This is a genomic window from Aquimarina longa SW024, assembly GCF_001401755.1.
Classification (GTDB): domain Bacteria; phylum Bacteroidota; class Bacteroidia; order Flavobacteriales; family Flavobacteriaceae; genus Aquimarina; species Aquimarina longa.
In genome coordinates this window covers 166,284-192,200 of record NZ_KQ474101.1, presented here as the reverse complement: position 1 = coordinate 192,200, position 25,917 = coordinate 166,284, and the positions used below count along the sequence as shown (strand labels likewise).

The window sequence follows — 25,917 nt, the reverse complement described above, 5'->3', positions numbered from 1 at the left end:
TTTTTCATAATATTATCCTTTTACTATTGTTTAAAATTCAGTGAATAACTATAGGATTCTAGACTAATTTTATGCTAAACTTTAGTTATAAAATAGTAAATTTGCGCTTTAATAAATAACACTAATAATCGAAGTATGATCCACTTCTTCGGAAACCAAAACGAGACCGTATTTGCTGTTCAAACAAGTACTGACATCTCTACTGAAAATAGTAAAAAATTAATCTGGTTATTTGGCAACCAACCTCAATTATCTGCGGCGTCTATTGACGCTTTTTTTGTTGGTCCTCGTGCCGCAATGATTACTCCATGGAGTACCAATGCTGTAGAAATTACTCAGAATATGGGTATACAAGGAATTATTAGGATAGAAGAATTTAAAGCCGTTTCAAAAGAATATACTGATTTCGATCCTATGTTATCACAAAAGTATGATAAACTGGATCAAAATATTTATACCAATACGATTCAACCAGAACCTATTATAAAAATTAATGATATTGCTGCATACAATGCTAGTGAAGGTCTGGCACTTAATAATGAAGAAATTGAATATCTCGAAAATGTTAGTAAAAAAATAGGCAGAAAACTTACTGATTCAGAAGTATTTGGATTCTCTCAGGTGAATTCTGAACATTGTCGTCATAAAATTTTTAATGGAACCTTTATAATTGATGGAGAAGAACAACCTACTTCACTTTTTAAGTTAATTAAAAAAACCTCAGAAATAAATCCAAACAATATTATTTCTGCATATAAAGATAATGTTGCTTTTATAAAAGGGCCAAAAACTATTCAGTTTGCTCCAAAAACTGCTGACAAACCTGATTTTTATCAAGAATCAGAATTTGAAAGTGTTATTTCGCTTAAAGCGGAAACCCATAATTTTCCAACTACAGTAGAACCTTTTAACGGAGCAGCAACAGGATCAGGAGGAGAAATCAGAGATCGCCTTGCTGGTGGAAAAGGTTCCTTACCCCTTGCTGGAACTGCTGTATACATGACTTCTTACTCTAGATTAGAAGAGAATCGTCCATGGGAGCAAGCAATGAAAGAAAGAGCTTGGTTATACCAAACTCCAATGGATATTTTGATAAAAGCCTCTAATGGAGCATCTGATTTTGGAAACAAATTTGGGCAACCTTTAATCACTGGATCTATTCTCACATTCGAGCATGAAGAAGATGCTCGTAAGCTTGGCTTTGATAAAGTAATCATGCAAGCCGGAGGGATCGGATACGGAAAAGCCGAACAAGCCATAAAAGCTACCCCACAAAAAGGAGATAAAATTGTTATTCTAGGTGGTGAAAATTATCGAATTGGTATGGGAGGAGCTGCCGTTTCTTCGGCAGATACCGGAGAATTTAGTAGTGGTATCGAATTAAATGCCATACAGCGTTCTAATCCCGAAATGCAAAAACGTGCCGCTAATGCAATTCGTGGTATGGTAGAAAACGAAGAAAATACTATTGTATCTATACATGATCATGGTGCAGGAGGTCACCTTAATTGCCTATCAGAGCTAGTAGAAGAAACTGGAGGAAAAATAGACCTCGATAAATTGCCTGTAGGAGACCCTACATTATCCGCAAAAGAAATTATCGGAAATGAATCCCAAGAACGTATGGGGTTAGTTATAGGACAAAAAAGTATCGATACCCTACAACGTATTGCAGAACGCGAACGCTCACCAATGTATCAAGTAGGAAACGTTACAGGAGATCATCGCTTTACTTTTCAATCTAAAACCAAAGGAGATACTCCAATGGATTTAGCTCTAGAAGATATGTTTGGTAGTTCTCCTAAAACTATAATGACTGATCAAACAATTGATCGTAATTATAATGCAATTACATATACTATAGAAAAATTTAATATCTATCTAAAACAGGTACTACAATTAGAAGCTGTAGCCTGTAAAGATTGGCTAACTAATAAAGTAGATCGTTGTGTAGGAGGAAAAGTAGCAAAACAACAATGTACAGGACCATTACAGTTACCACTAAATAACTGTGGAGTAATGGCCTTAGACTACAATGGTAAAGAAGGTATTGCTACCAGTATTGGCCACTCACCTATCTCTGGACTAATTGATCCTGAAGCTGGGAGCAAAAACTCAATTGCAGAATCCTTAACTAATATCATTTGGGCTCCCCTTAAAGATGGACTAAAATCTGTTTCTTTATCCGCTAACTGGATGTGGCCATGTAAAAACGAAGGAGAAGATGCTAGATTATATAAAGCTGTAAAAGCTATTTCTGATTTTTCTATTGATTTAGGAATTAATGTTCCCACAGGTAAGGATTCCTTATCTATGAAACAAAAATATCCTAATGAAGAGGTTATTTCTCCGGGAACAGTAATTATATCTGCAACTGCACATTGCAATGATATTACCAAAATAATTGAGCCCGTTTTACAAAAAAATGGTGGTAACATCTATTACATTAACCTCTCTAATGATAAACACCAACTAGGAGGTTCTTCTTTTTCACAAATATTGAATACTATAGGTTCAGAAACACCAAGTATTAAAAATGCTGATAATTTTAAGAACACATTTAATATTATTCAGGATTTAATTAGAGAGAATAAAATTGTGGCAGGTCATGATGTCGCCTCTGGTGGTTTAATTACCACCCTTCTCGAGTTATGCTTTGCAGATACTAACCTTGGAGCAGAACTTGATCTTACTAAGATTGGAGAATCAGATTCTATTAAGTTATTATTTTCAGAAAACGCTGGAATTGTATTTCAATGTGCTTTAGACTCTAACATTGAAACTGTTTTAGCCGATAACAACATTGAGTTCTTCAATATTGGTAGTCCAAAAGAGCAAACATCTTTAATGATTAAAAACCAGAATGATTCTTTTAATCTTAATATTGAGGAATTAAGAAATACATGGTATAAAACTTCTTTCTTACTCGATCAAAAGCAAACTGCCAATAACCTGGCGAAAGATCGATATGAAAACTATGCAAAACAACCATTACACTATACATTTCCAAAACATTTTACAGGAAAAAAACCTGTAATCGACATTACAAAACCAAGACCTAAAGCAGCCATTATACGAGAAAAAGGAAGTAATTCTGAGCGTGAAATGGCTAATGCTATGTATATAGCAGGTTTTGATGTAAAAGATGTACACATGACTGACCTAATATCTGGTCGAGAAACATTAGAAGATATTCAGTTTATAGGAGCTGTCGGAGGTTTTTCTAACAGTGATGTACTAGGATCTGCTAAAGGTTGGGCAGGAGCATTTTTATATAATGAAAAAGCAAATACAGCACTAAAAAACTTTTTCAAAAGAAAAGACACACTATCAGTTGGTATCTGTAATGGTTGCCAGTTATTTATGGAACTAGAAGTGATTAATCCAGACCATAAAACACATGGTAAATTAATCCATAATGATTCTCATAAACATGAAAGCGGGTTTACCTCAGTAACTATTCAGGACAATAACTCTGTAATGCTATCTACATTAGCAGGTAGTACACTAGGTGTATGGATTTCTCATGGAGAAGGTAAATTTAACTTACCAATGCCAGAAGATCACTATTCTATTGTAGCAAAATACGGATATGATACATACCCATCTAACCCAAATGGATCAGATTATAATACTGCTATGATGACTGATACAACAGGTCGTCACTTAGTAATGATGCCACATATCGAACGCTCTATCTTTCAATGGAATTGGGCAAATTATCCACAAGAAAGACATGATGAAGTATCACCTTGGATCGAAGCTTTTGTAAATGCTAGACTATGGATCGAGAAAAACACAATAAAATAAAACAAAACAAGGCCCTTTTGATCATAGACATGCAAAAGGGCTCTTTTACTCCTAAAACACCTCGGTTTGATACAGACGAAGTGATTAATAGAATTAATATTCTTTCAGAACTATTTCGAACATTTAACTTCCCTGTACTATTCGCTCAACATGATGGTACAAAGTCGAATGAATTTATTCCCAACACAACAGAGTGGGAATTATTAGAAGGTTTAAAAACAAACTCAACAGATATTTTCATAGACAAGTATGCCAATGATGTATTTTATAAATCTAAACTTCAGTCAAAATTAATTGACTTAAACATAAATGAGTTATTCATTACAGGTTGTGCTACTGATTTTTGTATAGAATCAACCATTCAATCAGGCTTAACAAAAAATTACAATATAACTGTAGTAAAAAATGCTCATACTACAGGAGATAGACCTCATCTAAAAGCCATAAAAGTAATAGAACATTATAATTGGGTATGGAAAAATATGATTCCTACTCAAGGAAAAGTAACAGTCAAAAGCTGCCATCAAATACAAGAAGAGTTAACTACATTATAAAAACAGTTAATATCTACAAAACAGTAATCTTTATAATTTATCTGTTATAAAAACAATTCACTTTCAAGCACATAATCTAAAATTAACAACAAATATTTTATATTACTTCTTTATAAAATAATAAAATAGTAAAGAGTTAACACATTTCAGCTCCTTTTTTCATATATTAGAATTGATTATTGTGATATTTTTTATATTTTGCGAAACTATGCACGCATAACACATTAAAAATTTCGAGTGTTACTATCTTTTAATATTAATTCATTAGGTATATTTTTAAATAAAATCTAAAAATAGAATTTTACTAGATAGTCAAAAAAATTATTTTAAAACGACTTATGACGAAAATTACCAGACTATTTGATTTCCCGCATTATCAGCTAAAAAACTTCAACTTAGATAAAGCTTTAATAACTAAATATGATGGCAAATGGATTGCAACTTCTTCCGCAGAATATGTAGAAAAAGCAAATCAAATTAGCCGAGGTTTATTAAGATTGGGAGTAAAACCTAATGATAAAGTAGCCATAATATCTTCTAATAATAGAACAGAATGGAATATTACAGACATTGGTATTCTTCAAGTTGGCGCTCAAGATGTACCTATTTATCCTACAATTTCGCAAGAAGACTATGAATATGTTTTAAATCATTCAGAAGCAACATATTGTTTTGTCTCTGATGAAGAAGTATTTCAAAAAGTCAAAAACATTAAAACTAATGTCCCATCACTTAAAGAAGTCTATTCATATAACGATATTTCTAATTGCAAAAGTTGGAATGAAGTTCTAGAACTAGGTAAAGATGACACCAATCAGCAAGAAGTGGAAAAAATCATGGCTTCAATAAAAGAAGATGATCTAGCTACTTTAATATATACTTCGGGTACTACAGGAAGACCTAAAGGTGTAATGCTAAGTCATAAGAATTTAGTAAGTAATTCTATAAACAGTGCGACATGCTTTGGATTCGACCGAAATAAAAATGATTCTATAAAAGCCTTAAGTTTTTTACCCGTTTGCCATGTTTATGAGAGAATGCTAATGTATATGTATCAATATCTAGGTGTAGAAATTTATTTTGCAGAATCTCTAGAAACTATCAGTGAAAATCTTAAAGAAATAAAACCACATATTATGACTGCTGTACCGCGGTTATTAGAAAAGGTGTACGATAAAATAATTGCAAAAGGAACAAACCTTACTGGTATTAAAAAGAAATTATTTTTCTGGGCAGTAGAACTAGGTTTACAATATAAACCCTATGGCGCTAATGGGTGGTGGTATGAAAAAAAATTAGGTGTCGCCAGAAAACTTATTTTTAGTAAATGGCAAGAAGCATTAGGAGGCAACCTTGTAGCTGTTGCTTCAGGAAGTGCAGCACTTCAACCTCGATTAGCACGCATTTTTAATGCCGCAAATATACCCGTAATGGAAGGGTACGGTCTTACCGAAACATCACCTGTTATATCAGTAAATGATGTAAGAAATCATGGTTTTAAAATTGGTACTGTAGGAAAAATGATTCCTGATACCGAGGTAAAAATTGCTGAAGATGGTGAGATTTTAGTTAAAGGACCTCAGGTAATGCTTGGATATTATAAAGATGAAGAAAAAACCAAAGAAGTATTAAAAGATGGTTATTTTCATACTGGAGACATCGGAAAAATAGATAGTGATGGTTTTCTACGTATTACAGATCGTAAAAAAGAAATGTTCAAAACATCCGGAGGAAAATATGTCGCCCCTCAATTAATTGAAAACGCAATGAAACAATCTCGTTTTATTGAACAAATTATGGTTATAGGAGAAGGAGAAAAAATGCCTGCTGCCTTTATACAGCCAAACTTCGAATTTCTAAAAGAATGGGCTGAACGTAAAGGACTCCAAATAGGAAGCTCTAATCAAGAAATGATTAACAATCCTGATGTAATTAAACGATATCAAATAGAAGTTGACCAACATAACGAAAAATTTGGTAAATGGGAACGTGTAAAACGGTTTGAACTTACACCAGACGAATGGAGCATTGACGGCGGACACCTCACCCCTACTATGAAATTAAAAAGAAAAATAATAAAAGAAAAATACAAAAGCTTATACTCCAAAATTTACGGCTAGTTCAATTAACTGATACAAGATAAAATCTAGTACAGTTTTAATTTAATCAGTAAAACTCCTCAATCATGAGGAGTTTTTTTATTAATTCAATAGAAAAACGTATATTACCTATATCTTCAGTAAATTTTTTCATAAATTTACTATGCGTGCATAATAAATTTCACTACCTTTACCTTCATAATTTTTTTAAATGAGAGAAAAGACAATAGATTATGCACTTAGAGCTACTTGGATGGCAGTTGCTAAGATGTATAATGAAGAAGCAAGTAAAAAAGGTAGTACAATGGCTACTGGATTTGCATTAATAAGTATAGATCCAGAAAATGGCACTCCTTCCACTTCATTAGGTCCCAAAATGGGAATGGAAGCGACTAGCTTGTCTCGTACCTTAAAAGCCATGGAGGAAAAAGGATTGATTTTTAGGAAAAAAAACCCTCAGGATGGACGCGGAGTATTGATCTATCTTACTCCTTTTGGCATAGAAATGAGAAATTTCTCAAAAGAAGTCGTTTTTACTTTTGATAATATCGTAAGAAAACATGTGCCACAAGAAAAACTGGATATTTTCTTAGAAGTATTTCAAACTATAAACGATCTTATTTCATCTAAAAAAGTTTACTCAAAACAAGAATCTATAACACCTTAATAACTCGAAGTTAAAAAATGAAAAGAATCATTAAAAAAGTTGCAGTTATCGGATCAGGAATTATGGGATCCGGTATTGCATGTCATTTCGCTAATATTGGTGTCGAAGTGCTACTATTAGATATAGTTCCTAGAGAACTTAACGACAAGGAAAAAGCAAAGGGACTTACCCTCGAAAACAAAGTGGTCCGTAATCGATTAGTAAATAACTCGTTAACCACTGCTCTAAAATCTAAACCTTCTCCTATTTACCATCAAAAATTTGCAAGTCGTATCACTACAGGGAATCTTGAAGATGATATCACAAAAATTGCAGATGTAGATTGGATCATAGAAGTTGTTGTAGAAAGATTAGATATCAAAAAATCTGTTTTTGAAAACCTTGAAAAGTATAGAACACCAGGTACACTAATTACTTCTAATACCTCTGGTATCCCTATTCAATTTATGAATGAAGGGAGAAGTGAAGATTTTCAAAAACATTTTTGTGGAACACACTTCTTTAATCCAGCTCGTTACTTAAAATTGTTCGAAATTATCCCCGGTCCAAACACATCTCAAGAAGTTTTGGATTTTCTTAATGGATATGGAGAGCAATATTTAGGAAAAACTTCTGTAGTTGCAAAAGACACTCCTGCATTTATTGGTAATAGAATCGGTATCTTTAGTATTATGAGTTTATTTCATATGGTAAAAGATATGGGATTAACCATAGAAGAGGTCGATAAACTTACTGGTCCGGTAATTGGTCGCCCAAAATCTGCAACGTTCCGTACTGTAGATGTAGTTGGTTTAGACACATTAGTTCATGTAGCTAATGGTATTGCTGATAATTGTACAGGTGATGAACGTGTTGAGTTATTCAAGCTTCCCGGTTTTATCGATACCATGATAGAAAACAAATGGTTAGGCAGTAAATCTGGACAAGGTTTCTATAAGAAAAATGTTGGCGCTGACGGAAAAAGAGAAATTCTTTCTTTAGATCTAGATTCTTTAGAATATAGAGAAAAGAAAAGAGCTTCTTTCGCTACCTTAGAAATGACAAAAACTATTGACAAAGTAGTAGATCGTTTTAAAGTATTAGTATCTGGTAAGGATAAAGCAGGAGAATTTTATCGTAAAAACTTTTCTGCACTATTCGCATATGTATCCAATCGTATTCCAGAAATCACTGATGATTTATATAAAATTGATGATGCTATGAAAGCTGGTTTTGGTTGGGAGCATGGTCCTTTCCAAATTTGGGATGCTATAGGTGTAGAAAAAGGAATCGAAATAATGAAAGCCGAAGGGTATAAACCTGCAGCTTGGGTAAATGATATGATCACCGCAGGAAGCACCTCTTTTTATACCATAAAAAATGGAGCAACATTCTTTTATGATATTCCTAAAAAAGAACAGATAAAAGTACCAGGACAAGATGCATTTATTATTCTGGATAACATCCGTAAATCTTCAGAAGTTTTTAAAAATAGTGGTGTTGTAGTAGAGGATATTGGTGATGGAATTCTGAATGTAGAGTTCCAAAGTAAAATGAACACTATCGGTGGTGATGTGTTAGCTGGATTAAATAAAGCTATTGATATTGCAGAAAAAGATTTTCAAGGATTAGTTGTTGGTAATCAAGCAGCGAACTTTTCTGTAGGAGCTAATATCGGAATGATTTTTATGATGGCCGTAGAGCAAGAATATGATGAGCTTAATATGGCTATTAAATACTTCCAAGATTCTATGATGCGTATGCGTTATTCAGCAATACCAACCATTGCAGCTCCACATGGTATGACTCTCGGTGGTGGATGTGAACTTTCTATGCATGCAGATAAAGTTGTCGCTGCTGCAGAAACCTATATTGGTCTAGTAGAATTTGGTGTTGGTGTTATCCCTGGAGGAGGTGGATCTAAAGAAATGGCATTACGAGCTTCTGATACATTTAAGAAAAATGATATTGAACTTAATGTATTACAAGAACATTTCTTAACTATCGGTATGGCGAAGGTATCCACTTCTGCTTATGAAGCATACGATACTAATATACTTCAAAAAGGAAAAGATAGTGTTGTTGTAAACAAAGATCGCCAAATTGCTACAGCAAAAGCTTATGCTAAACTGATGGCTGAACAAGGATATACGCAACCTGTAAAACGTAAGGATATTAAAGTACTTGGTAAGCAAGCATTAGGAATGTTTTTAGTAGGAACTGACTCTATGGAAGCTAGTAAATATATATCCGAGCATGATCACAAAATTGCAAATAAATTAGGGTATGTAATGGCTGGTGGAGATTTATCAGAACCAACTTTAGTTACAGAACAATATTTATTAGATCTAGAACGAGAAGCTTTCTTATCACTTTGTACAGAACGTAAAACTCTTGAGCGTATCGAACATATGCTTAAGAAAGGAAAACCGTTACGTAATTAGTATTGAGAATTTAGATTATAAAGTAATGCACAAAGTTGAAGATTTAAAAATATGGAAAAAATCAATTGATTTAGCCAAATCTGTCTATCAACTTGCAAATGATCTTTCATCTAATGAAAAATATGGTTTAGTTTCTCAAATAAAACGTAGCGCAATTTCTATTTCTTCTAACATTGTTGAAGGTACTGGAAGAAATTCAAGTAAAGAATTTAAACATTTTTTAAGTATTGCAAATGGTTCATGTTATGAACTCCATACACAATTAATATTAGTAATAGAATTAAATTATAATAAGTAAAGAAAAAGTAGAACAAGTTATTGAATTATGTATTGAAATACAGAAAATGAATTATTCATTTCAAAAAAAGATTATAAATCTCAATACTAACATCTCAATACTCAATACTATAAAACAATGAAAACAGCATATATAGTAAAAGCATATAGAACAGCAGTAGGAAAAGCACCTCGCGGAGTATTCAGGTTCAAAAGAACAGATGAGCTTGCAGCTGAAACTATTCAGCATATGATGAAAGAATTACCTCAATTAGACAAAGAACGTATCGATGACGTAATTGTAGGTAATGCCATGCCAGAAGGATCTCAAGGATTGAATATGGCACGTTTAATATCATTAATGGGATTAAATTCTGTTGATGTCCCAGGAGTAACCGTAAACAGATTCTGTTCATCTGGGATTGAAACCATAGGTATTGCTACAGCTAAAATACAGTCTGGAATGGCAGATTGTATTATTGCTGGTGGTGCAGAAAGTATGAGTGCAGTTCCTATGACTGGTTATAAAACTGAATTAAATTATGACCTAGCTAAGTCAGGTCATGAAGACTACTATTGGGGAATGGGTAATACTGCAGAAGCAGTAGCTCATCAATTTAAAGTATCTAGAGAAGATCAGGATGAATTTGCATATAATTCTCATATGAAAGCGCTAAAAGCACAAGCTGAAGATCGTTTTCAGGACCAAATAGTCCCTATAAATGTAGAACAGATTTATGTAGATGAGAATGGGAAAAAAGCTACAAAATCATATACTGTATCTAAAGATGAAGGTCCTCGTGCCGGAACTAGCAAAGAAGTATTAGGTAAGCTTAGACCTGTATTCGAAGCAGGAGGTAGTGTTACTGCTGGTAATTCTTCTCAAATGAGTGATGGAGCTGCCTTTGTAATGGTAATGAGTGAAGAAATGGTTAAAGAATTAAATCTTGAACCTATCGCTAGACTCGTTAACTATGCAGCAGCAGGTGTAGAACCTAGAATTATGGGTATCGGTCCTGTAAAAGCAATCCCAAAAGCTCTAAAACAAGCCGGATTAAACCAAGATGATATAGCATTAATAGAACTTAATGAAGCTTTTGCTTCACAATCTCTTGCTGTAATAAGAGAACTAGGCCTTAATCAAAACATTGTAAATGTTAATGGAGGTGCTATTGCATTAGGACATCCACTAGGATGTACAGGAGCTAAACTTTCAGTACAGTTATTCGATGAGATGCGCAAGCGTGATATGAAAGGTAAATATGGTATGGTAACGATGTGTGTTGGTACAGGACAAGGAGCCGCCGGAATATTTGAATTTCTGAACTAAACATTAAATTATTAGCGTCTACAAATTAGACTGTTAAAAATTTAAAAAGAAATCAAAATATATGTAATTAAAAAAAATCTAGGCTTTAGTTTCTAAAAGTCTAAACTCAAAAAAAAATAAAACTATGAGCGAAACTATAAACAAAGATATTCTTAGAGGAGGTCAATTCCTTGTCAAAGAAACAAAAAGTGAAGATGTATTTACTCCAGAAGATTTTTCTGAAGAGCAACGAATGATGCGAGATAGTACCAAAGAATTTGTAGACCGTGAACTATGGGCTCATTGGGAACGATTTGAAAATAAAGACTATGCCTATACTGAAGAATGTATGCGCAAAGCTGGTGAACTTGGGTTATTAGGAGTAGCTGTACCAGAAGCATATAATGGACTAGGAATGGGATTTGTATCTACTATGTTAGTATGTGATTATATCTCTGGAGCGACAGGATCATTTAGTACCGCATTTGGAGCTCATACTGGTATTGGTACAATGCCAATTACTTTATATGGTAATGAAGAGCAAAAGAAAAAATATGTCCCTAAACTAGCTACTGGCGAGTGGTTTGGTGCCTATTGCTTAACCGAACCAGGAGCAGGATCTGATGCCAATTCTGGTAAAACAAAAGCCGTACTTTCTGATGATGGAACACATTACTTAATTTCTGGTCAGAAAATGTGGATCTCTAATGCAGGATTCTGTAGTGTATTTATTGTTTTTGCACGTATCGAAGATGATAAAAATATCACGGGATTTATTGTAGAAAACGACCCTTCTAATGGGATTTCTCTAGCAGATGAAGAGAAAAAATTAGGTATTCATTCTTCCTCTACTCGTCAGGTATTCTTTAGTGATACCAAAGTACCTGTAGAAAACATGTTATCAGAAAGAGGTAATGGGTTTAAAATCGCAATGAATGCATTAAATGTAGGTCGTATCAAACTTGCTGCTGCATGTTTAGACGCACAACGTAGAATCATTGGAGAAGCTACTAATTATGCTAATGAGCGTATTCAGTTTAAAACTCCAATTATGAATTTTGGAGCAATCAAAGCTAAAATTGCAGAGATGGCTACCAATACCTATGCTGATGAATCTGCCAGTTATAGAGCTGCAAAAAATATTGAAGATAGAATTGCTATTCGTCAAGCGGAAGGAAATACACATCAAGAAGCAGAGCTTAAAGGCGTTGAAGAATATGCAATTGAGTGTTCTATTCTAAAAGTTGCTGTTTCTGAAGATGTTCAAAATACAACTGATGAAGGAATTCAAATTTTTGGAGGTATGGGATTCTCTGCAGATACTCCTATGGAATCAGCATGGAGAGACGCTCGTATTTCCCGTATTTATGAAGGTACTAACGAGATCAATCGTATGCTAGCCGTAGGTATGTTGGTTAAAAAAGCTATGAAAGGTCATGTAGATTTACTAGGTCCTGCCATGAAAGTTGCTGATGAGCTTACTGGTATTCCTTCTTTTGACACACCTGATTATTCTATCTTATTTTCTGAAGAAAAAGAAATTGTAGCCAAACTTAAGAAAGTATTCTTGATGGTTGCCGGATCTGCTGTTCAGAAATATGGACCTCAATTAGAAGAGCATCAACAATTACTATTAGCTGCTTCCGATATCTTAATTGAAATCTATATGGCTGAATCTACAATCCTAAGAACTGAAAAAAATGCAAAACGTTTTGGTGAAGAAGCTCAAGAAACTCAGATCGCAATGTCTCAATTGTATTTATACAATGCTGTAGATATTATCATCAAAAAAGGAAAAGAAGCAATTGTTTCTTTTGCTGAAGGTGATGAGCAGCGAATGATGCTTATGGGACTGAAGCGCTTTACTAAATACACTAACCAACCAAACGTGGTTGCTTTAAGAACTAAAATCGCAGATAAAATTGCTCAAGAGAATGGGTATTTTATTGGTTAAAATAAGGGTCTTATATTAGAATGATTATATTCTAATGTAAGTGATAGCCTGGATAGGCTCTAAACTATAATGTTGTTTATTTTAATTTTATGAAACCGCCTTTTTATATGAAGGCGGTTTTTAAATTTCTAAATGTAATCTAGTTTTTAATTCTATCTTACCTTTTGCAGTAATAATTACCTCTCTACAATCTTTTTTTCTTCGTACCCAATCTTGCTGTAGCATCATCATAAGAAATGTTGCTCCTAATGCGCCTGCTAGATGGTGTTTACGCTCACTCCAATCTAAACACGGATGTGCAAAAGAACGTTTTTGCAACCTTATTTCATCAGTATCAATTGCTAGGCTTTCAAACCATTTTTTTCCAATAGGAGTTACCTTATAAACATTTTCTAAAGTTTTTATAATATCATTTTTAAGCAATGCATCCGTGATTTTCACACTTATTTCTCCAGCCAAATGATCATAGCAAGTTCTTGCGTAGGTAATAGCACTACTCTTTGGTGTATGAACTCTATTATACTCATCATCTAAAGATACTAAACCAGCCATGGATTCAATAACCTGAGCAACCTCAGACGTTGAATATCGATAATACCTATGCCGTCCTTGTTTTTCTACAGATAAAATTTTGGCTGTTATTAATTTTTTCAAATGGTTACTAGCCGATTGTGCAGAAATATCAGCACATGTAGCTAATTCCATTGCAGTATATGCTCTACCATCTAATAAACACCAGAGCATAACAGCTCGGGATTTGTCTCCTAAAAGAGAAGCTACTTTAGTAAATTTATTTTCAAACTCTTCCATTAAATACTATCATGAGATTACCCAGTTTCAATACACAAAACTAATATACTATTTTCAATCCCATATCTTAGGCCTTTCTAAACTAAGTATTCTCAAATACCCCAACATTTGTCCCATGTGTACCGCCTCATGAAACACGATCCTATTCAGATAGTCTCCTAATTTTTTATGCTGCCCTACTTCTGTTCTTTCAATTATGATATTTTCTAAATCAAAAATCGTAAGCCCTTTTATCATATTTAAAAAATGTACTCTATACTTTTTTGCCAATTCTAGTTCAAATTCTAAATCTGAGTATTCTATTCCTTCCCAAGGAGATAGGTAATCTCCTAAGTTCCCTCTATTATCAATGATTTTATGAAATAAATGTTCACTTTCTAATACATGTCTTATTTTTTCTATAATAGTAAATGCATCTTTATCAGGTTTCCAATTCCAATACTCTTCTGGTATTCCTTGCCAAAGCTTTATACTTCGTCTTCTTGTTTCTTCACTGTTTAATAAAATAATTTCAATTGAATTCATAAAAACTACTATTTATATATTCCTTTACTCCAGTTTTCTGAAATAACCTTACCTTTTTCATAATCATCAACAACCAATATCAACTGATTCTCATGATCACTATATTGTGTTATTATGTTAACCCTATTTTTTTCCATTAAATCGCAAATTTTCCCTAACTGCCCAGGGGTTTCCTGATCTAGTTTTTGAATAAGTACATCATTGATTTCGAATACTTCAATTCCATGAGATTCCAATGCTTTTTTTCCTTTTTCGGCATCCTTTACCAAAAAATTAGCCACTCCAATGTTATGATATACAAAAACTCCTCCTCCTTCGAGACTTACTCCTTCATTTCCTAAAATTTTTCCCATTTTTGCTAGAGCTCCTAGTTTGTTTTCTAATCTAATTGCTAAATTTTTCATACTAGATTTTATATTAATTTGATTTGAATATTTGCGGTAATAGAATTTGCAATAAAACAATTAGAATGTGCCAAATGATGCATCTGTTCTATATTTTTTAATGACGGATCTTTTCCTCTAAAGACTATCTTAGGATGTAATGTAATTGTAGTAATTGCTTTTTTTCCATGGATAGCTTCTAGCTTTCCAATAGGATTATCCTCATAACTCTCTACAACATACTTTTTTTTTGAAGCGATAGAAAGAAAAAATAACATGTGACAACTAGAAAGAGAGGCTAAAAATGCTTCTTCGGGATCAACTGCCGATGCATCAGACATGGGAACAGGAATAACTGTAGGAGAAGATGATGCGATAATTTCTGTACCTCCATCAAAATACCAAATATGCTTTCGACTATAGTTGCCATCATTAAATAGTTCTTGTTGCTGTCTCTTCCAGAATATCCTCGCTGAATGTTTCATTTATATATTTTCATACTATTACATGACAAAAATATACTTGTCCATTTGTTTTTAGTTCATTGTAGAATGAAGTATAAAATTATACCATACTACCACATATCATATACACATCTCTGTAAACCATTTTTTGTATTGCCATTTTTTTACTAAAAACAAAGGAAAAATACCGTATGAGTGGTTATACTCATGCGGTAACAACCTAACATCGGTCCCGCAAGCAGTATCTGTTATAGAATGGAACTCGTATTTCAAAAAACCGAAGAATTACTTACATGTAATTATTTTTATAAAAACATAATCTTTTTCTCTTACTCTCTATGGATAATAACAGATCTATAGAGAGTTTATTATCGCTATATTTCCTCTACAGACAATAAAGTTGTATTAAACAATTCGGGTTAAAAAAAATCAGAATTAATGTATGGTACAAGTTTTTAAATTTTTGTTTACTACATTTACTATGATTATTAGAATCGTATCTAATTATGAAAAGAATAGCTTTATTATGTTATATCCTAAGTATCGTAAGTTGTAGAAAAAATATCTCTGATGCTAGTTTTAAGAATACATTAGCTATTGTGTCCCAAAAAGACATTAAAAATCAGTACAAAAAAATCGATCATCAAATCAAAAATGTCAAAAAAGCTGTAATTGTTCCAAAACTAGATGGAGAAATGAATGATCCTATTTGGAAAGAAACCATTTGGTATGGTTTTGATCAAAAGTGGCAAGGAGAACCTTATACATTTAATGACTTCTTTGGTCGATATAAAATAGCATGGACTCCAAATGCTTTATACATACTAGTAGAAATTAAAGATGATATCTTATACGACTTGCATAAAGATCCATTAAAATCATGGTGGAATGATGATACCATATCGATTTTTATAGATGCTGATAATTCTGGTGGCACTTATCAACATAATTTTAATGCATTTGTCTATCATATCGGATTAGATAATAATGTAGTAAGCTTAGATGAGGCAAAAAAACCGATGTTATTTAATAATCATATCAATTCTAAACGAAAAACCAATGAAGATGTATCTGTATGGGAGTTTGAAATCACTATTTATGACGACACCTATACAGAAGGAGAAGTTAATGACCCTATACTTCTAATAAAAGATCAAAAACTAGGGTTTGCAATAGCTTATAATGATAATGATGGTAGTAAGGAAAGAGAAAATTTTATCGGTTCTGTTTTTATTGCTGGAGAAGAAAAAAATCTAGCTTTGAGCAATACTAATACTTTTGGCACACTAATTCTAAAAGAATAGCCTATTGAAACCAAAATTCTACATACTTCCTGTTATTATTATTTCGCAATTTTTTTGCACTTCATTGTGGTTTGTTGGTAATGTTGTTATTGATGATCTTGCCTCCCATATCAATGCTAGTTTTAATATTTTGGGATATCTGTTATCTTTTGTGCAGTTTGGTTTTATCATAGGCACACTTACCTTTGCATTATTAACACTCGCTGATCGCTTTTCACCATCACGTATATTTATGATCTGCGCTTTTTTAGGAGGGTTAAGTAATATTGCTATATTGATCCCTAATATCACAATTTTCAATTTACTTACTGCTCGGTTTGCAACTGGCTTTTTTCTTGCTGGTATATATCCTATTGGTATGAAAATAGCTTCTGATTATTATAAAGGCGGTTTAGGCAAAGCACTAGGATATCTTGTAGGCGCATTAGTTCTTGGAACAGCGTTCCCTCATTTAATCAACCACTTTTCATTAAGCAGTGATTATCGAATCGTTATTATCAGTACATCAATATTAGCGTTTATTGGAGGATTGGTTATGTGGAGTCTAGTTCCTGATGGACCATACAGAAAATTAGTTTCCAAACTTCAATTAGGTATCGTAACACAGCTTTTTAGTATCCCTAGTTTTAGAAAAGCTGCTTTTGGGTATTTTGGTCATATGTGGGAGTTGTATGCATTTTGGGCATTTGTTCCAATGATTCTAAAAACATATGCAAATCATCATTTTATTAAGATTCCAATACCTTTTTGGTCATTTAGTATAATAAGTATTGGGGTTATCTCTTGTATTTTAGGAGGTTTTATTTCTCAAAAAACAGGAAGTAAAAAAGTAGCTTATATTTCATTATTAATTTCTGGTCTACTATGTCTTATTTCGCCTCTACTCTTTCAATTGCCTCCATTCTTTTTTTTACTTGTACTAAGTATCTGGGGAATGTTAGTTATATCAGACTCTCCTCAGTTTTCTACAATGGTTGCAGCAGCTGTTCCTTCAGAATTAAGGGGCACTGGTCTTACAATTGTTAACTGTATTGGTTTTTCCATAACAATTGTGAGTATTCAGTTATTATCATTTTTGATAGAACAAATAGACGATACTATATCATATATGATTTTATGTATTGGTCCAATATTAGGAGTATATGCCTTAAGGAAAACCTGAGATCTATCAAATTGAGTTTTCTGATTCTAGTGATAGTAAACTTTAGATTAACGAGATGCTTCTAATGCTTTTTTAATTCTAGACATAGCTTTTGACATTTGAGCTTCGACTGTTTTTATAGAAATATCTAATTGTTCAGCTACTTCTCGATATTTAAATCCTTGAATTTTATTCAAAATAAAGATTTCTTTACATTTCGGAGGGAGTTTTTCTATTTCTGACTTAACACGCTCTAATTGGTTTTTAACAAAATCTTCTTCTTCATCTATAAAAATATCTAAAGCATCTTTTTGTACTTGTTCTATATAATTTAATTCTTTTTTATTTTTCTTATAGAAATCGATCAGTTCGTAATAACAAGCTTTATACAAATAGCTTTTAACAGAAGTATTGATATTTAATTTTTTCTTGTTTTTCCAAATTTTCAACATTACATTTTGAACAATGTCTTCTGCTTGCTGTTTATCTCTTGACAAACTAAATATATAGGTACACAGTTCGTTATAGTGCATTTCATATAAACGCCTATATACAAATTCATTCCCTTTTTTAAGTTCCTCTATTTGGGTTTTATTCTTTATAGCAATCTTTTTTTAACTCATTTTTAAACCCTATCCTAAGATAATTAACAAAAACTTTACATAAATAATAAAAAAAACACTTCCAAAAGTAAGGGTTTTATGTTTTTTTTAAGTCTTACTTATAAATAAGCCAATAATTCAAACAAAAAAACAAAGATTTGGATATAAATCAAATATTAAAATACTTAAATAATGAGATGTCTGAAGATGAGTTCATCGAGTTTGAAAAATCTTTAAAAGATGAACAAAATCTTAATGAATTCAAAAAGTACATCACTACAAATCATTATGTTGAATTAAGTAAAAATGATTTCGATCATCAAAACGCGTCTTCAATCCTTCAAAATTATATACAAAGTACAAAATCTCGTACTAAAATTCGCAAAAACAGAATTAATAATTACTTGAAATATGCTGCTGTTTTTATAGGAATTTTAATTAGCACTACATTAGTGTATAAAAAATATGTACTTGATGCTAATTCAACGGTAAATGAAGTAACCTTACAACTAGAAAATGGAGAGTTTAAAACCATCAAAGAAACTCAGTTATTTAAAGAAATTAAAAATGAAAATGGAGTTGTATTAGGAGTACAAGAAAAAAGTAAAATAGTTTATAAAAAAGAGAGTGATACAATAGCTAATACTAAATTAGTCATTAACACATTAAAAGTTCCTAATGGAAAAAAATTCCAATTAGTATTATCTGATGGAACAACTGTCCATGTTAATTCTGGTTCTACGTTAAAGTTTCCTGTACAATTTATTTCTGGGCAAACTCGAGAAGTTGAATTATCCGGAGAAGCTTACTTCGAGGTAGCTAGGAATGAAAAAGATCCTTTTATCGTATCCACAAATGGTATTAAAACAGAAGTTTTAGGTACAAAATTTAATGTATCTTCTTATGCTAATGATTCTTTTTCTGAGGTTGTTCTTGTAGAAGGTAGTGTTGGTGTTTTTAAAGGTAAAAAGCGTTTTGATAAAAACACTGATCAATTACTTAAACCCAATCAAAAAGCAAGCCTCTTAAAGACAACTCAGAATTTAAATATTTCTACAGTATATACTGAAAATTATATCGCTTGGGTTGATGGCATATTACTTTTCAAAAATGAAAGTTTTGAAAGTATTATGAAAAAACTTGAAAGACATTACGATAAGAAAATAGCTATCAATTATCAAAAAATTAAAAAAGAAAAATTCACAGGTCGCTTTGATGTAGAGAATATAGAAGATGTATTAAAAACATTCAAGAGTAATACATTCTTTAATTTTAGCATCAAAGAAAATGAAATAATTATTAACCCTTAAATAAAAAAAATGATTACATAAAAACTCCCAAAAAATAAAAATCGAGAAATGCTGCAACATCTCCCGATTTTAAAATAAGCATAATTTAACAATGGTTCAATCATTAAATCATATTAAAAATATGAAAATAATTAAAAAGAACCACACTAATGGTGTGGCAAAATTAATATTTAATTTAAAAATGAGACTAACAATACTACTAATAATATTGTCTCTATTTAGAATAAATGCAAATACATATTCTCAAAACACTAAGATATCCTTAGATGTTAAAAATTTCACAATAGAAAAAGTATTTGATCTAATACAAAAGAAAACTGAATTCAAAGTGTTTTTTAAAGATGCAGAAGTGAATACTAAGAGGAAAGTTTCTTTTAAAGTTTCTAATAAAAGAGTAGAATATATTTTAGAGAAAATTTTTAAAAATACTACTATTTCTTATAAAATAGTGGACAAACAAATTGTATTAGTAAAAAAATCAAACAGTACAACTATTCCTATCAACAAACAAGTTGCACTTATCAAACCTCAAGAAGGATTTGAAATTAGTGGGCAGATAGTTGATAAAAATGGGCTTCCTATTCCTGGTTCCACAGTATCTATACAAGGAACTACCAAAGGAGTGGTTAGTGATTTTGATGGTTATTTTAAAATGCGAGTTTCTGTATCAGATGTAATTAAGATAGAAAACTTAGGTTTTGAAACTCAAACAATCACTGTTGCAAACAAGAATAAAAAAGAGTATACTATCGTATTACAAGAAGCTGTAGAATCGCTAGGAGAAATTGTAATAACAGACGGATATAAAAAGGTAGATCGTCGATTATTTGCCGGAGTTGCTACAAAACTTAACCTAGAAGATATCAAAATTGATGGAGTATCTGATGCTTCAAGGCTTTTAGAAGGTAAAGATGCTGGGGTAGTTGTAGATAATGTTTCTGGATCATTTGGAGCATCGCCAAGAATTAGAATTAGAGGTAATACTTCTCTTAATGGTAATAACAATCCTATTTGGGTAGTTGATGGAGTAATCTTAGAAGATAATGTAGAATTAGCTCAGGAAGATTTAGCCTCTGGAGATATTAATTCCCTAATAGGATCTTCTGTAGCAGGGATAAACCCTGATGATATTCAAAGTTTTTCGATTCTAAAAGATGCTTCTGCAACTGCATTATATGGTGCACGAGCTAAGAATGGAGTTATTGTAATCACGACCAAGAAAGGTAAAAGAGGAGGAGTTAAAGTGAATTACAGTAATAATTTTGCTTACCGACTAAGACCTCGATACACAAACTTTAATGTATTAAATTCACAACAAGAATTATCTGTATATGCTGAACTAGCTCAAAAAGGTTCTATAGATTTAACAACAGCTCAATTTGCACAATCTTATGGTGTTTTAGGTAAATATTTTAACTTAAGAGGAGTTAATAATGTCGCAATAGGAGCTAATGGGCAATTAGCTGATAGTTTTTTCAATCGTTACCAAACGGCTAATACCGATTGGTTTAAAACACTATTTACAGATTTATCACTACAACAAAATCATTCTATAAGTGTTTCTGGAGGTAGTGATGATGCAATCTATTATTTTTCTCTAAGTTACTTAAATGATGAAGGGCAAACTATAGGAGATGAAGCTCAGCGTTACACAGCTAAATTAAATACTAAATTTAATCTTTCTGATAAATTTTCTATAGGAACTTCATTAACTGGTAGTTTTAGAGATCAGACTGCTCCAGGGACAAATGATAGATCATTAAATCCAATAACAGGAGAATTTGATCGTGAGTTTGAAATTAACCCATATAACTATTCTTTAACTAATAGTAGAAGTGTTACTCCTTATGACGAAAATGGGAATTTAGAATTTTTCAGAAAGAACTACGCCCCTTTTAATATAGTTCATGAATTAAGAAATAACTATATCAATATTGATGTTACAGATATTGCTTTCCAAACAGATTTAGATTATAAACTCACTCATAACTTAACTGCGAACTCCGTATTTAACTATCGTAAAGCGATTACACAAAGAGAGCATGTAATTGGAGATAAATCTAATCAGGCTGAAGCTTATAGAGCAGATCAAGGTGTTTTGGCAAGGGTAAATCCTTTTTTATATCAAGATAGGGATAACTTAACAAGACCCCGTTACTCCGTATTACCAGAGGGAGGATTTAACATCTATAATGAAGATGTACTTGATTATCTATACTGGAGAAATTCTATTTCTTGGAATCCAAGTATTAATGATAATAATCAGTTTACTTTTCTTTTAGGTCAAGAAATAAAATCTACTAATAGAATAAGTAGAGAGTTTAACGGTATCGGTGTTTCTTACGAAAATGGATATTTAGTAAACACAGATCCTGATGCTCTTGATCAATCAATAGATAATGGCGATCAGTATTTTGAGCTATCAAACTTTAGAGATCGTTTTACTGGATTCTTCTTTAATACAGGATATACTTTAAATAATAAGTATACTCTTAATGGTACAATACGGTATGATGGATCTAACCTACAAGGATCAAGTCCTAAAACAAGATATCTTACGAATTATAACATTAGTGGAGCTTGGAATATTGATAAAGAAAATTTCTTTAAAGCGGATTGGGTTAATCTTTTAAAATTGAAAGCTACTTATGGTTTATCAGGAGGTAGAGGTCCTCTTACAAGTGCTACATTAGACTTAAGAGGTCGTGTACCTTTACGTGTAGTAGATAAAGAAAGTGTGATAGAGATTCGCTCTCTAGAAAACAATAATTTAACTTTTGAAAAACTTAAAGAATTTAGTACTGGTTTAGAATTTGCCATGTTTAATAATAGAGTTGCTGGTGAACTAGGATATTATCGTCGTAATTCATTTGATCTTATCGGAACCATTAAAACAAGTGGCGTGGGTGGACAACCCTTTAAAACTGGTAACTATGTAGATCTAAGTACTGAGGGATATGAATTTAGTTTATCAACAGTAAATATAAAAACAAAAAGTTTTGAATGGTCTACTAACTTTAATGTAGGATACAATACCGAAAAAGTAAAAGAACTACGATTTAGTCCACGTTTAGTAGATTTAATATCTCCTAGTGGATCTGCGTATACAGGTCGTGAAATCTCTGCCTTATATTCTATCCGCTTTGCTGGTTTAAATGAATTTGGAATCCCTACATTCTTTGATGCAGACAATAATAGAGTTACTAATATTGATCTTCAAAGTAGAGATGATATAGAAAAAATATTAAAATATGAAGGACCTACACAACCAAGAGGTGCAGGAGGTTTTAGCAATACCTTTAGCTATGCTGGATTTACATTATCCACCAGTATTTCATTTAAATTTGACTATAAAATACGTTTGAATAGTAATTTTGCAGCTTCTTACACTGATTTTAATTCTTTACCAGGAGAACTAGTTAACAGATGGGCACTCCCTGGAGATGAAAATATCACAAATATCCCTGCTATTATAGAGAATAGGATTTTAATTTCTGAACTTAATGCTAGGGTTAATAATGGTGTTGTATCAGGAGGAGATAACGCATATCAATTATACAACAATAGCGATCTAAGAGTAGTCGATGGAACTTATGCTCGTATGAGATCAATCGCATTAGGGTATACAGTACCATCATCATACACAAAAAAACTAGGAATTGCTTCAGCTAAACTCCGTTTACAAGGAGAAAACTTATTCTTATTGTATTCTGATAAAGCTTTAAATGGTCAAGATCCAGAATTTTTTAATTCAGGAGGAGCTGCTCTACCAGTAGCTAAAACAGTATCGTTTTCACTTAATGTTGGATTCTAAAAAATAAATTATGAAGAACTATAAAATACAATCATATATACTATTACTTGTTCTTATAGTATTTGGAACAAGTTGTAATAAATATTTGGATGAAGCTCCAGATAATAGAATAGAAGTAGACAATATTGATGCAGCTGCTAAAGTTATTGCAAATGCATATACTCAGGCTAGCTATGTTTTTACAGATATATACACTGATTTAGCAGGTCCTGTAGGAAACCCTAATGATGATGGCCTGTCAGAAACTTATGGAGGAAACACCATTGATAATCAAGATTTGCAAACCTATAAATGGGAAGATGTAACTGCACTATTTCAAGAATCTCCTACTTTCTATTGGGATGAGAGTTACACAGCTATTGCCCATACCAATGAAGTACTTTCGGTTATCGACGGGATAGAGACAGAAAATCAAGAAAAAAAAGATGCTATAAAAGGTGAAGCCCTTATTTCTAGAGCATATCATCATTTTATGTTAGTAAATCTATTTGGCTTACATTATGATGAAAATGCTTCTTCTAATTTAGGAGTTCCATATATACTAAAGCCTGAGGTAGAGTTTTTACCAAGCTATAAACGTAATACGGTAGCTGAAGTTTATGATCTCGTAGAAAAAGATTTATTAGAAGGATTAGCCTTAATCAACGATAAGTTTTTTATAGGAACAAAAAAACATCATTTTACTAAAAAAGCTGCTCAGGCTTTTGCTTCTAGATTCTATCTATGGAAAAAAGATTATGCTAATTGTATAAAATATAGTGATTTGTTCTTAGGCGATAGTCCAGAAACCTATATAAAAGATTATAATTCAATACAAGGTAGTGGTTATAATGAGACAGCTAACAACTATGGTGATCCTACTGATCCTAGCAACCTATTAGTAATTTCTCAAGTAACTTCTTACATAAGAAGAACTAATGGATTTAGATTAAATAATGGTGACGTAAATCGTGTATATAGAAACCCTTTATCATCAAGAGACACTAGACTTGCTAATGGTATATGGAGAGCTGGAACAGATGCTAGATATCTCGCTAGATTAAAAGAAGAATTTTTTAAAGAAAATTTATCTTCTGCCACAGGAACGCCATATTACATTGCTGTCGTATTTAAAGGAGAAGAAGTAATCCTAAATAGAGCTGAAGCATACTTATATATGAATATGCAAGATAAAGCATTAACTGATATCAATATCTTAGCTAATAACAGATATGGTAATACATTTACTGATATTTCTCCAATTATTAATTTTTATAGCCCTGTTGATCCTGAAACAAATCAACCAATTTTACTTAGCGAACAAGAAGCTATTAAAGAATTAATATTACATGAAAGAAAAAAAGAATTCTGGGATCATGGTCTGCGTTGGTTTGATATCAAACGACACAATATAGCTGTAACTCATGTATTGCCTATAAGTGAAGGAGGAGAAAGTTTTACTCTAACTGAAACTGATCTAAGAAAAGCTATACAAATTCCTAATGATGCACTTTCATTTGGATTAACTCCAAACCCTAGATAAAATATTTATTATGAAAACAAAAAGTATATCAATAAATAAAATCTTATTTTTTATATTCAGTATAGTATTATTATCTGGATGTGATAGAGAAGAAACATTGCAACCAAGAACCGTATTTGAAACTGAAAATGAATCAACTAATGAGCTTGATTTATATCTTAAGAAAGAATTTAGAGATCCTTATGGATGTGATGTTATTTATAAATTTGTAGATCGATATATTGATCCTACAAAAATTGCAACCCCTCCAAAAGTAGATGTGGTAAAACCAATAGCAGAGTTAATCAAAAAAGCATGGATAACTCCATATAATAAAGCTTCTAATCAAGGAGAAGGTTTCTTAAAAACTTATTTTCCTGCAGAGATCGTAATACTTGGATCTGGATTGGATAATGGAGATGGTACTGTTACATTAGGAATAGCAGATGCAGGAGTTAGAGTAACTCTTACAGAAGCTAACAAATATACTGCTGACAACAAAGAATGGATACTTAGAACTTTTAGAACACTACATCACGAGTTTGCTCATATTGTAGATCAAAACTTTAATTTTGATGTGGAAGCTTTTTATAATATATCTAGCACAGACTATACTAGTCCTGGAACTTGGACAACATTAATTCCTCGTGGAAAGCGTGAAGATAGTGTAGAAGCTATCGAAAATGCTATCATAAGAGGCATGGTAACTCCTTATGCCACATCTGCAGTAGGAGAAGATTTTGCAGAAATTATAGCCCGTATTGTTACTACTGACCCTGCTGTATTCACTGCTACTTACCTTACTCCAGAAGATTGTGATGGTAAAGGCCAAAGGTGTTTAGATCTTAATAAAGGGAGAGCACGTTTACAAAAAAAATATGATGCTACTGTAAAATATATGAAAGAAGATGTAGGAATTGATATTTTAAAACTAAGAGATGAATTCTTAAAGAGTATTAACTAACCTAATT

The 25,917-nt window shown here is 32.1% G+C and carries 19 protein-coding genes; 14 read left to right on the top strand and 5 right to left on the bottom strand.

Going from position 1 to position 25,917, the window contains the following annotated elements; all coding sequences use genetic code 11:
• Window positions 1–135: 135 nt before the first annotated feature.
• The 8 genes from purL to N456_RS15100 all read left to right on the top strand — a co-directional run bounded on the left by purL (window position 136) and on the right by N456_RS15100 (window position 13,092).
• The gene (purL, locus tag N456_RS15135; RefSeq protein WP_062059022.1) at window positions 136–3,810 is read left to right on the top strand and encodes a phosphoribosylformylglycinamidine synthase; all 3,675 of its coding nucleotides are present in this window, start codon (window positions 136–138) and stop codon (window positions 3,808–3,810) included.
• Window positions 3,783–4,364, top strand: a complete 582-nt coding sequence (locus N456_RS15130; protein ID WP_205410275.1) for an isochorismatase family protein — start codon at window positions 3,783–3,785, stop codon at window positions 4,362–4,364. The genes purL and N456_RS15130 overlap by 28 nt, the downstream gene beginning before the upstream one ends.
• Before the next feature lie 338 nt (window positions 4,365–4,702).
• Window positions 4,703–6,484 carry an AMP-dependent synthetase/ligase gene (locus tag N456_RS15125; RefSeq protein WP_062059019.1) on the top strand — a complete coding sequence of 594 codons (1,782 nt, stop codon included), beginning with the start codon at window positions 4,703–4,705 and terminating at the stop codon, window positions 6,482–6,484.
• Between the two features lie 190 nt (window positions 6,485–6,674).
• On the top strand, window positions 6,675–7,130 hold the full coding sequence (locus N456_RS15120; RefSeq protein WP_062059016.1) for a MarR family winged helix-turn-helix transcriptional regulator: 456 nt from the start codon (window positions 6,675–6,677) through the stop codon (window positions 7,128–7,130).
• Between the two features lie 17 nt (window positions 7,131–7,147).
• Complete coding sequence (locus N456_RS15115; protein ID WP_062059014.1) at window positions 7,148–9,553, top strand: 3-hydroxyacyl-CoA dehydrogenase/enoyl-CoA hydratase family protein; 2,406 nt, start codon at window positions 7,148–7,150, stop codon at window positions 9,551–9,553.
• Window positions 9,554–9,578: 25 nt separating this feature from the next.
• Window positions 9,579–9,851 carry a four helix bundle protein gene (locus N456_RS15110; RefSeq protein ID WP_338021424.1) on the top strand — a complete coding sequence of 91 codons (273 nt, stop codon included), beginning with the start codon at window positions 9,579–9,581 and terminating at the stop codon, window positions 9,849–9,851.
• Window positions 9,852–9,968: 117 nt separating this feature from the next.
• Window positions 9,969–11,159, top strand: coding sequence for an acetyl-CoA C-acyltransferase (locus N456_RS15105; RefSeq protein ID WP_062059011.1), 1,191 nt, complete (start codon window positions 9,969–9,971; stop codon window positions 11,157–11,159).
• Between the two features lie 124 nt (window positions 11,160–11,283).
• Window positions 11,284–13,092: an acyl-CoA dehydrogenase family protein gene (locus tag N456_RS15100; protein ID WP_062059008.1), complete on the top strand. Its 1,809-nt coding sequence runs from the start codon at window positions 11,284–11,286 to the stop codon at window positions 13,090–13,092.
• A gap of 120 nt (window positions 13,093–13,212) precedes the next feature.
• On the opposite strand, the gene N456_RS15095 is transcribed toward N456_RS15100, so the two are convergent.
• Genes N456_RS15095 through N456_RS15080 form a run of 4 tightly spaced genes read right to left on the bottom strand, consistent with a single transcriptional unit; the run spans window position 13,213 to window position 15,295 of the window.
• A complete protein-coding gene (locus N456_RS15095) occupies window positions 13,213–13,902 on the bottom strand; it encodes an ArsR/SmtB family transcription factor (protein ID WP_062059006.1) in 690 nt (229 codons plus the stop codon).
• A gap of 54 nt (window positions 13,903–13,956) precedes the next feature.
• Window positions 13,957–14,427, bottom strand: a complete 471-nt coding sequence (locus tag N456_RS15090; protein WP_062059003.1) for a DinB family protein — start codon at window positions 14,425–14,427, stop codon at window positions 13,957–13,959.
• An 8-nt stretch (window positions 14,428–14,435) separates the two neighbouring features.
• On the bottom strand, window positions 14,436–14,831 hold the full coding sequence (locus N456_RS15085) for a hypothetical protein (RefSeq protein WP_062059001.1): 396 nt from the start codon (window positions 14,829–14,831) through the stop codon (window positions 14,436–14,438).
• A gap of 8 nt (window positions 14,832–14,839) precedes the next feature.
• Window positions 14,840–15,295: an OsmC family protein gene (locus N456_RS15080; protein ID WP_062058998.1), complete on the bottom strand. Its 456-nt coding sequence runs from the start codon at window positions 15,293–15,295 to the stop codon at window positions 14,840–14,842.
• Between the two features lie 485 nt (window positions 15,296–15,780).
• Between N456_RS15080 and N456_RS15075 the strand changes: the two genes are divergently transcribed.
• Window positions 15,781–16,578 (top strand): sugar-binding protein, encoded by a 798-nt coding sequence (locus tag N456_RS15075; protein ID WP_082422553.1) that lies wholly within the window; start codon window positions 15,781–15,783, stop codon window positions 16,576–16,578.
• 4 nt (window positions 16,579–16,582) lie between these two features.
• Entirely contained in the window at window positions 16,583–17,740 is a 1,158-nt protein-coding gene (locus N456_RS15070; protein ID WP_062058995.1) for an MFS transporter, read from the top strand.
• Window positions 17,741–17,787: 47 nt separating this feature from the next.
• On the opposite strand, the gene N456_RS15065 is transcribed toward N456_RS15070, so the two are convergent.
• Window positions 17,788–18,303 (bottom strand): RNA polymerase sigma factor, encoded by a 516-nt coding sequence (locus N456_RS15065; protein WP_262482846.1) that lies wholly within the window; start codon window positions 18,301–18,303, stop codon window positions 17,788–17,790.
• Window positions 18,304–18,479: 176 nt separating this feature from the next.
• On the opposite strand from N456_RS15065, the gene N456_RS15060 reads away from it, so the two are divergent.
• The 4 genes from N456_RS15060 (at window position 18,480) to N456_RS15045 (ending at window position 25,910) form a co-directional block, all read left to right on the top strand.
• The gene (locus N456_RS15060) at window positions 18,480–19,631 is read left to right on the top strand and encodes a FecR family protein (protein ID WP_148639341.1); all 1,152 of its coding nucleotides are present in this window, start codon (window positions 18,480–18,482) and stop codon (window positions 19,629–19,631) included.
• Window positions 19,632–19,752: 121 nt separating this feature from the next.
• On the top strand, window positions 19,753–23,445 hold the full coding sequence (locus tag N456_RS15055) for a SusC/RagA family TonB-linked outer membrane protein (RefSeq protein ID WP_158447907.1): 3,693 nt from the start codon (window positions 19,753–19,755) through the stop codon (window positions 23,443–23,445).
• Between the two features lie 10 nt (window positions 23,446–23,455).
• Window positions 23,456–24,967 (top strand): RagB/SusD family nutrient uptake outer membrane protein, encoded by a 1,512-nt coding sequence (locus tag N456_RS15050; RefSeq protein ID WP_062058982.1) that lies wholly within the window; start codon window positions 23,456–23,458, stop codon window positions 24,965–24,967.
• A 10-nt stretch (window positions 24,968–24,977) separates the two neighbouring features.
• The gene (locus N456_RS15045; RefSeq protein WP_062058979.1) at window positions 24,978–25,910 is read left to right on the top strand and encodes a substrate import-associated zinc metallohydrolase lipoprotein; all 933 of its coding nucleotides are present in this window, start codon (window positions 24,978–24,980) and stop codon (window positions 25,908–25,910) included.
• The last annotated feature ends 7 nt before the right edge of the window (window positions 25,911–25,917 follow it).

Excerpts from the sequence above, each read along its gene's own strand:
- N456_RS15080 (WP_062058998.1), bottom strand. The coding sequence starts at position 15,295 with ATGAAACATTCAGCGAGGATATTCTGGAAGAGACAGCAACAAGAACTA.
- N456_RS15100 (WP_062059008.1), top strand. The coding sequence starts at position 11,284 with ATGAGCGAAACTATAAACAAAGATATTCTTAGAGGAGGTCAATTCCTT.
- N456_RS15130 (WP_205410275.1), top strand. The coding sequence starts at position 3,783 with ATGGATCGAGAAAAACACAATAAAATAAAACAAAACAAGGCCCTTTTG.
- N456_RS15120 (WP_062059016.1), top strand. The coding sequence starts at position 6,675 with ATGAGAGAAAAGACAATAGATTATGCACTTAGAGCTACTTGGATGGCA.
- N456_RS15105 (WP_062059011.1), top strand. The coding sequence starts at position 9,969 with ATGAAAACAGCATATATAGTAAAAGCATATAGAACAGCAGTAGGAAAA.
- N456_RS15075 (WP_082422553.1), top strand. The coding sequence starts at position 15,781 with ATGAAAAGAATAGCTTTATTATGTTATATCCTAAGTATCGTAAGTTGT.
- N456_RS15125 (WP_062059019.1), top strand. The coding sequence starts at position 4,703 with ATGACGAAAATTACCAGACTATTTGATTTCCCGCATTATCAGCTAAAA.
- N456_RS15090 (WP_062059003.1), bottom strand. The coding sequence starts at position 14,427 with ATGAATTCAATTGAAATTATTTTATTAAACAGTGAAGAAACAAGAAGA.
- N456_RS15110 (WP_338021424.1), top strand. The coding sequence starts at position 9,579 with ATGCACAAAGTTGAAGATTTAAAAATATGGAAAAAATCAATTGATTTA.
- N456_RS15085 (WP_062059001.1), bottom strand. The coding sequence starts at position 14,831 with ATGAAAAATTTAGCAATTAGATTAGAAAACAAACTAGGAGCTCTAGCA.
- N456_RS15115 (WP_062059014.1), top strand. The coding sequence starts at position 7,148 with ATGAAAAGAATCATTAAAAAAGTTGCAGTTATCGGATCAGGAATTATG.
- N456_RS15050 (WP_062058982.1), top strand. The coding sequence starts at position 23,456 with ATGAAGAACTATAAAATACAATCATATATACTATTACTTGTTCTTATA.
- N456_RS15045 (WP_062058979.1), top strand. The coding sequence starts at position 24,978 with ATGAAAACAAAAAGTATATCAATAAATAAAATCTTATTTTTTATATTC.
- N456_RS15055 (WP_158447907.1), top strand. The coding sequence starts at position 19,753 with ATGAAAATAATTAAAAAGAACCACACTAATGGTGTGGCAAAATTAATA.
- purL (WP_062059022.1), top strand. The coding sequence starts at position 136 with ATGATCCACTTCTTCGGAAACCAAAACGAGACCGTATTTGCTGTTCAA.
- N456_RS15095 (WP_062059006.1), bottom strand. The coding sequence starts at position 13,902 with ATGGAAGAGTTTGAAAATAAATTTACTAAAGTAGCTTCTCTTTTAGGA.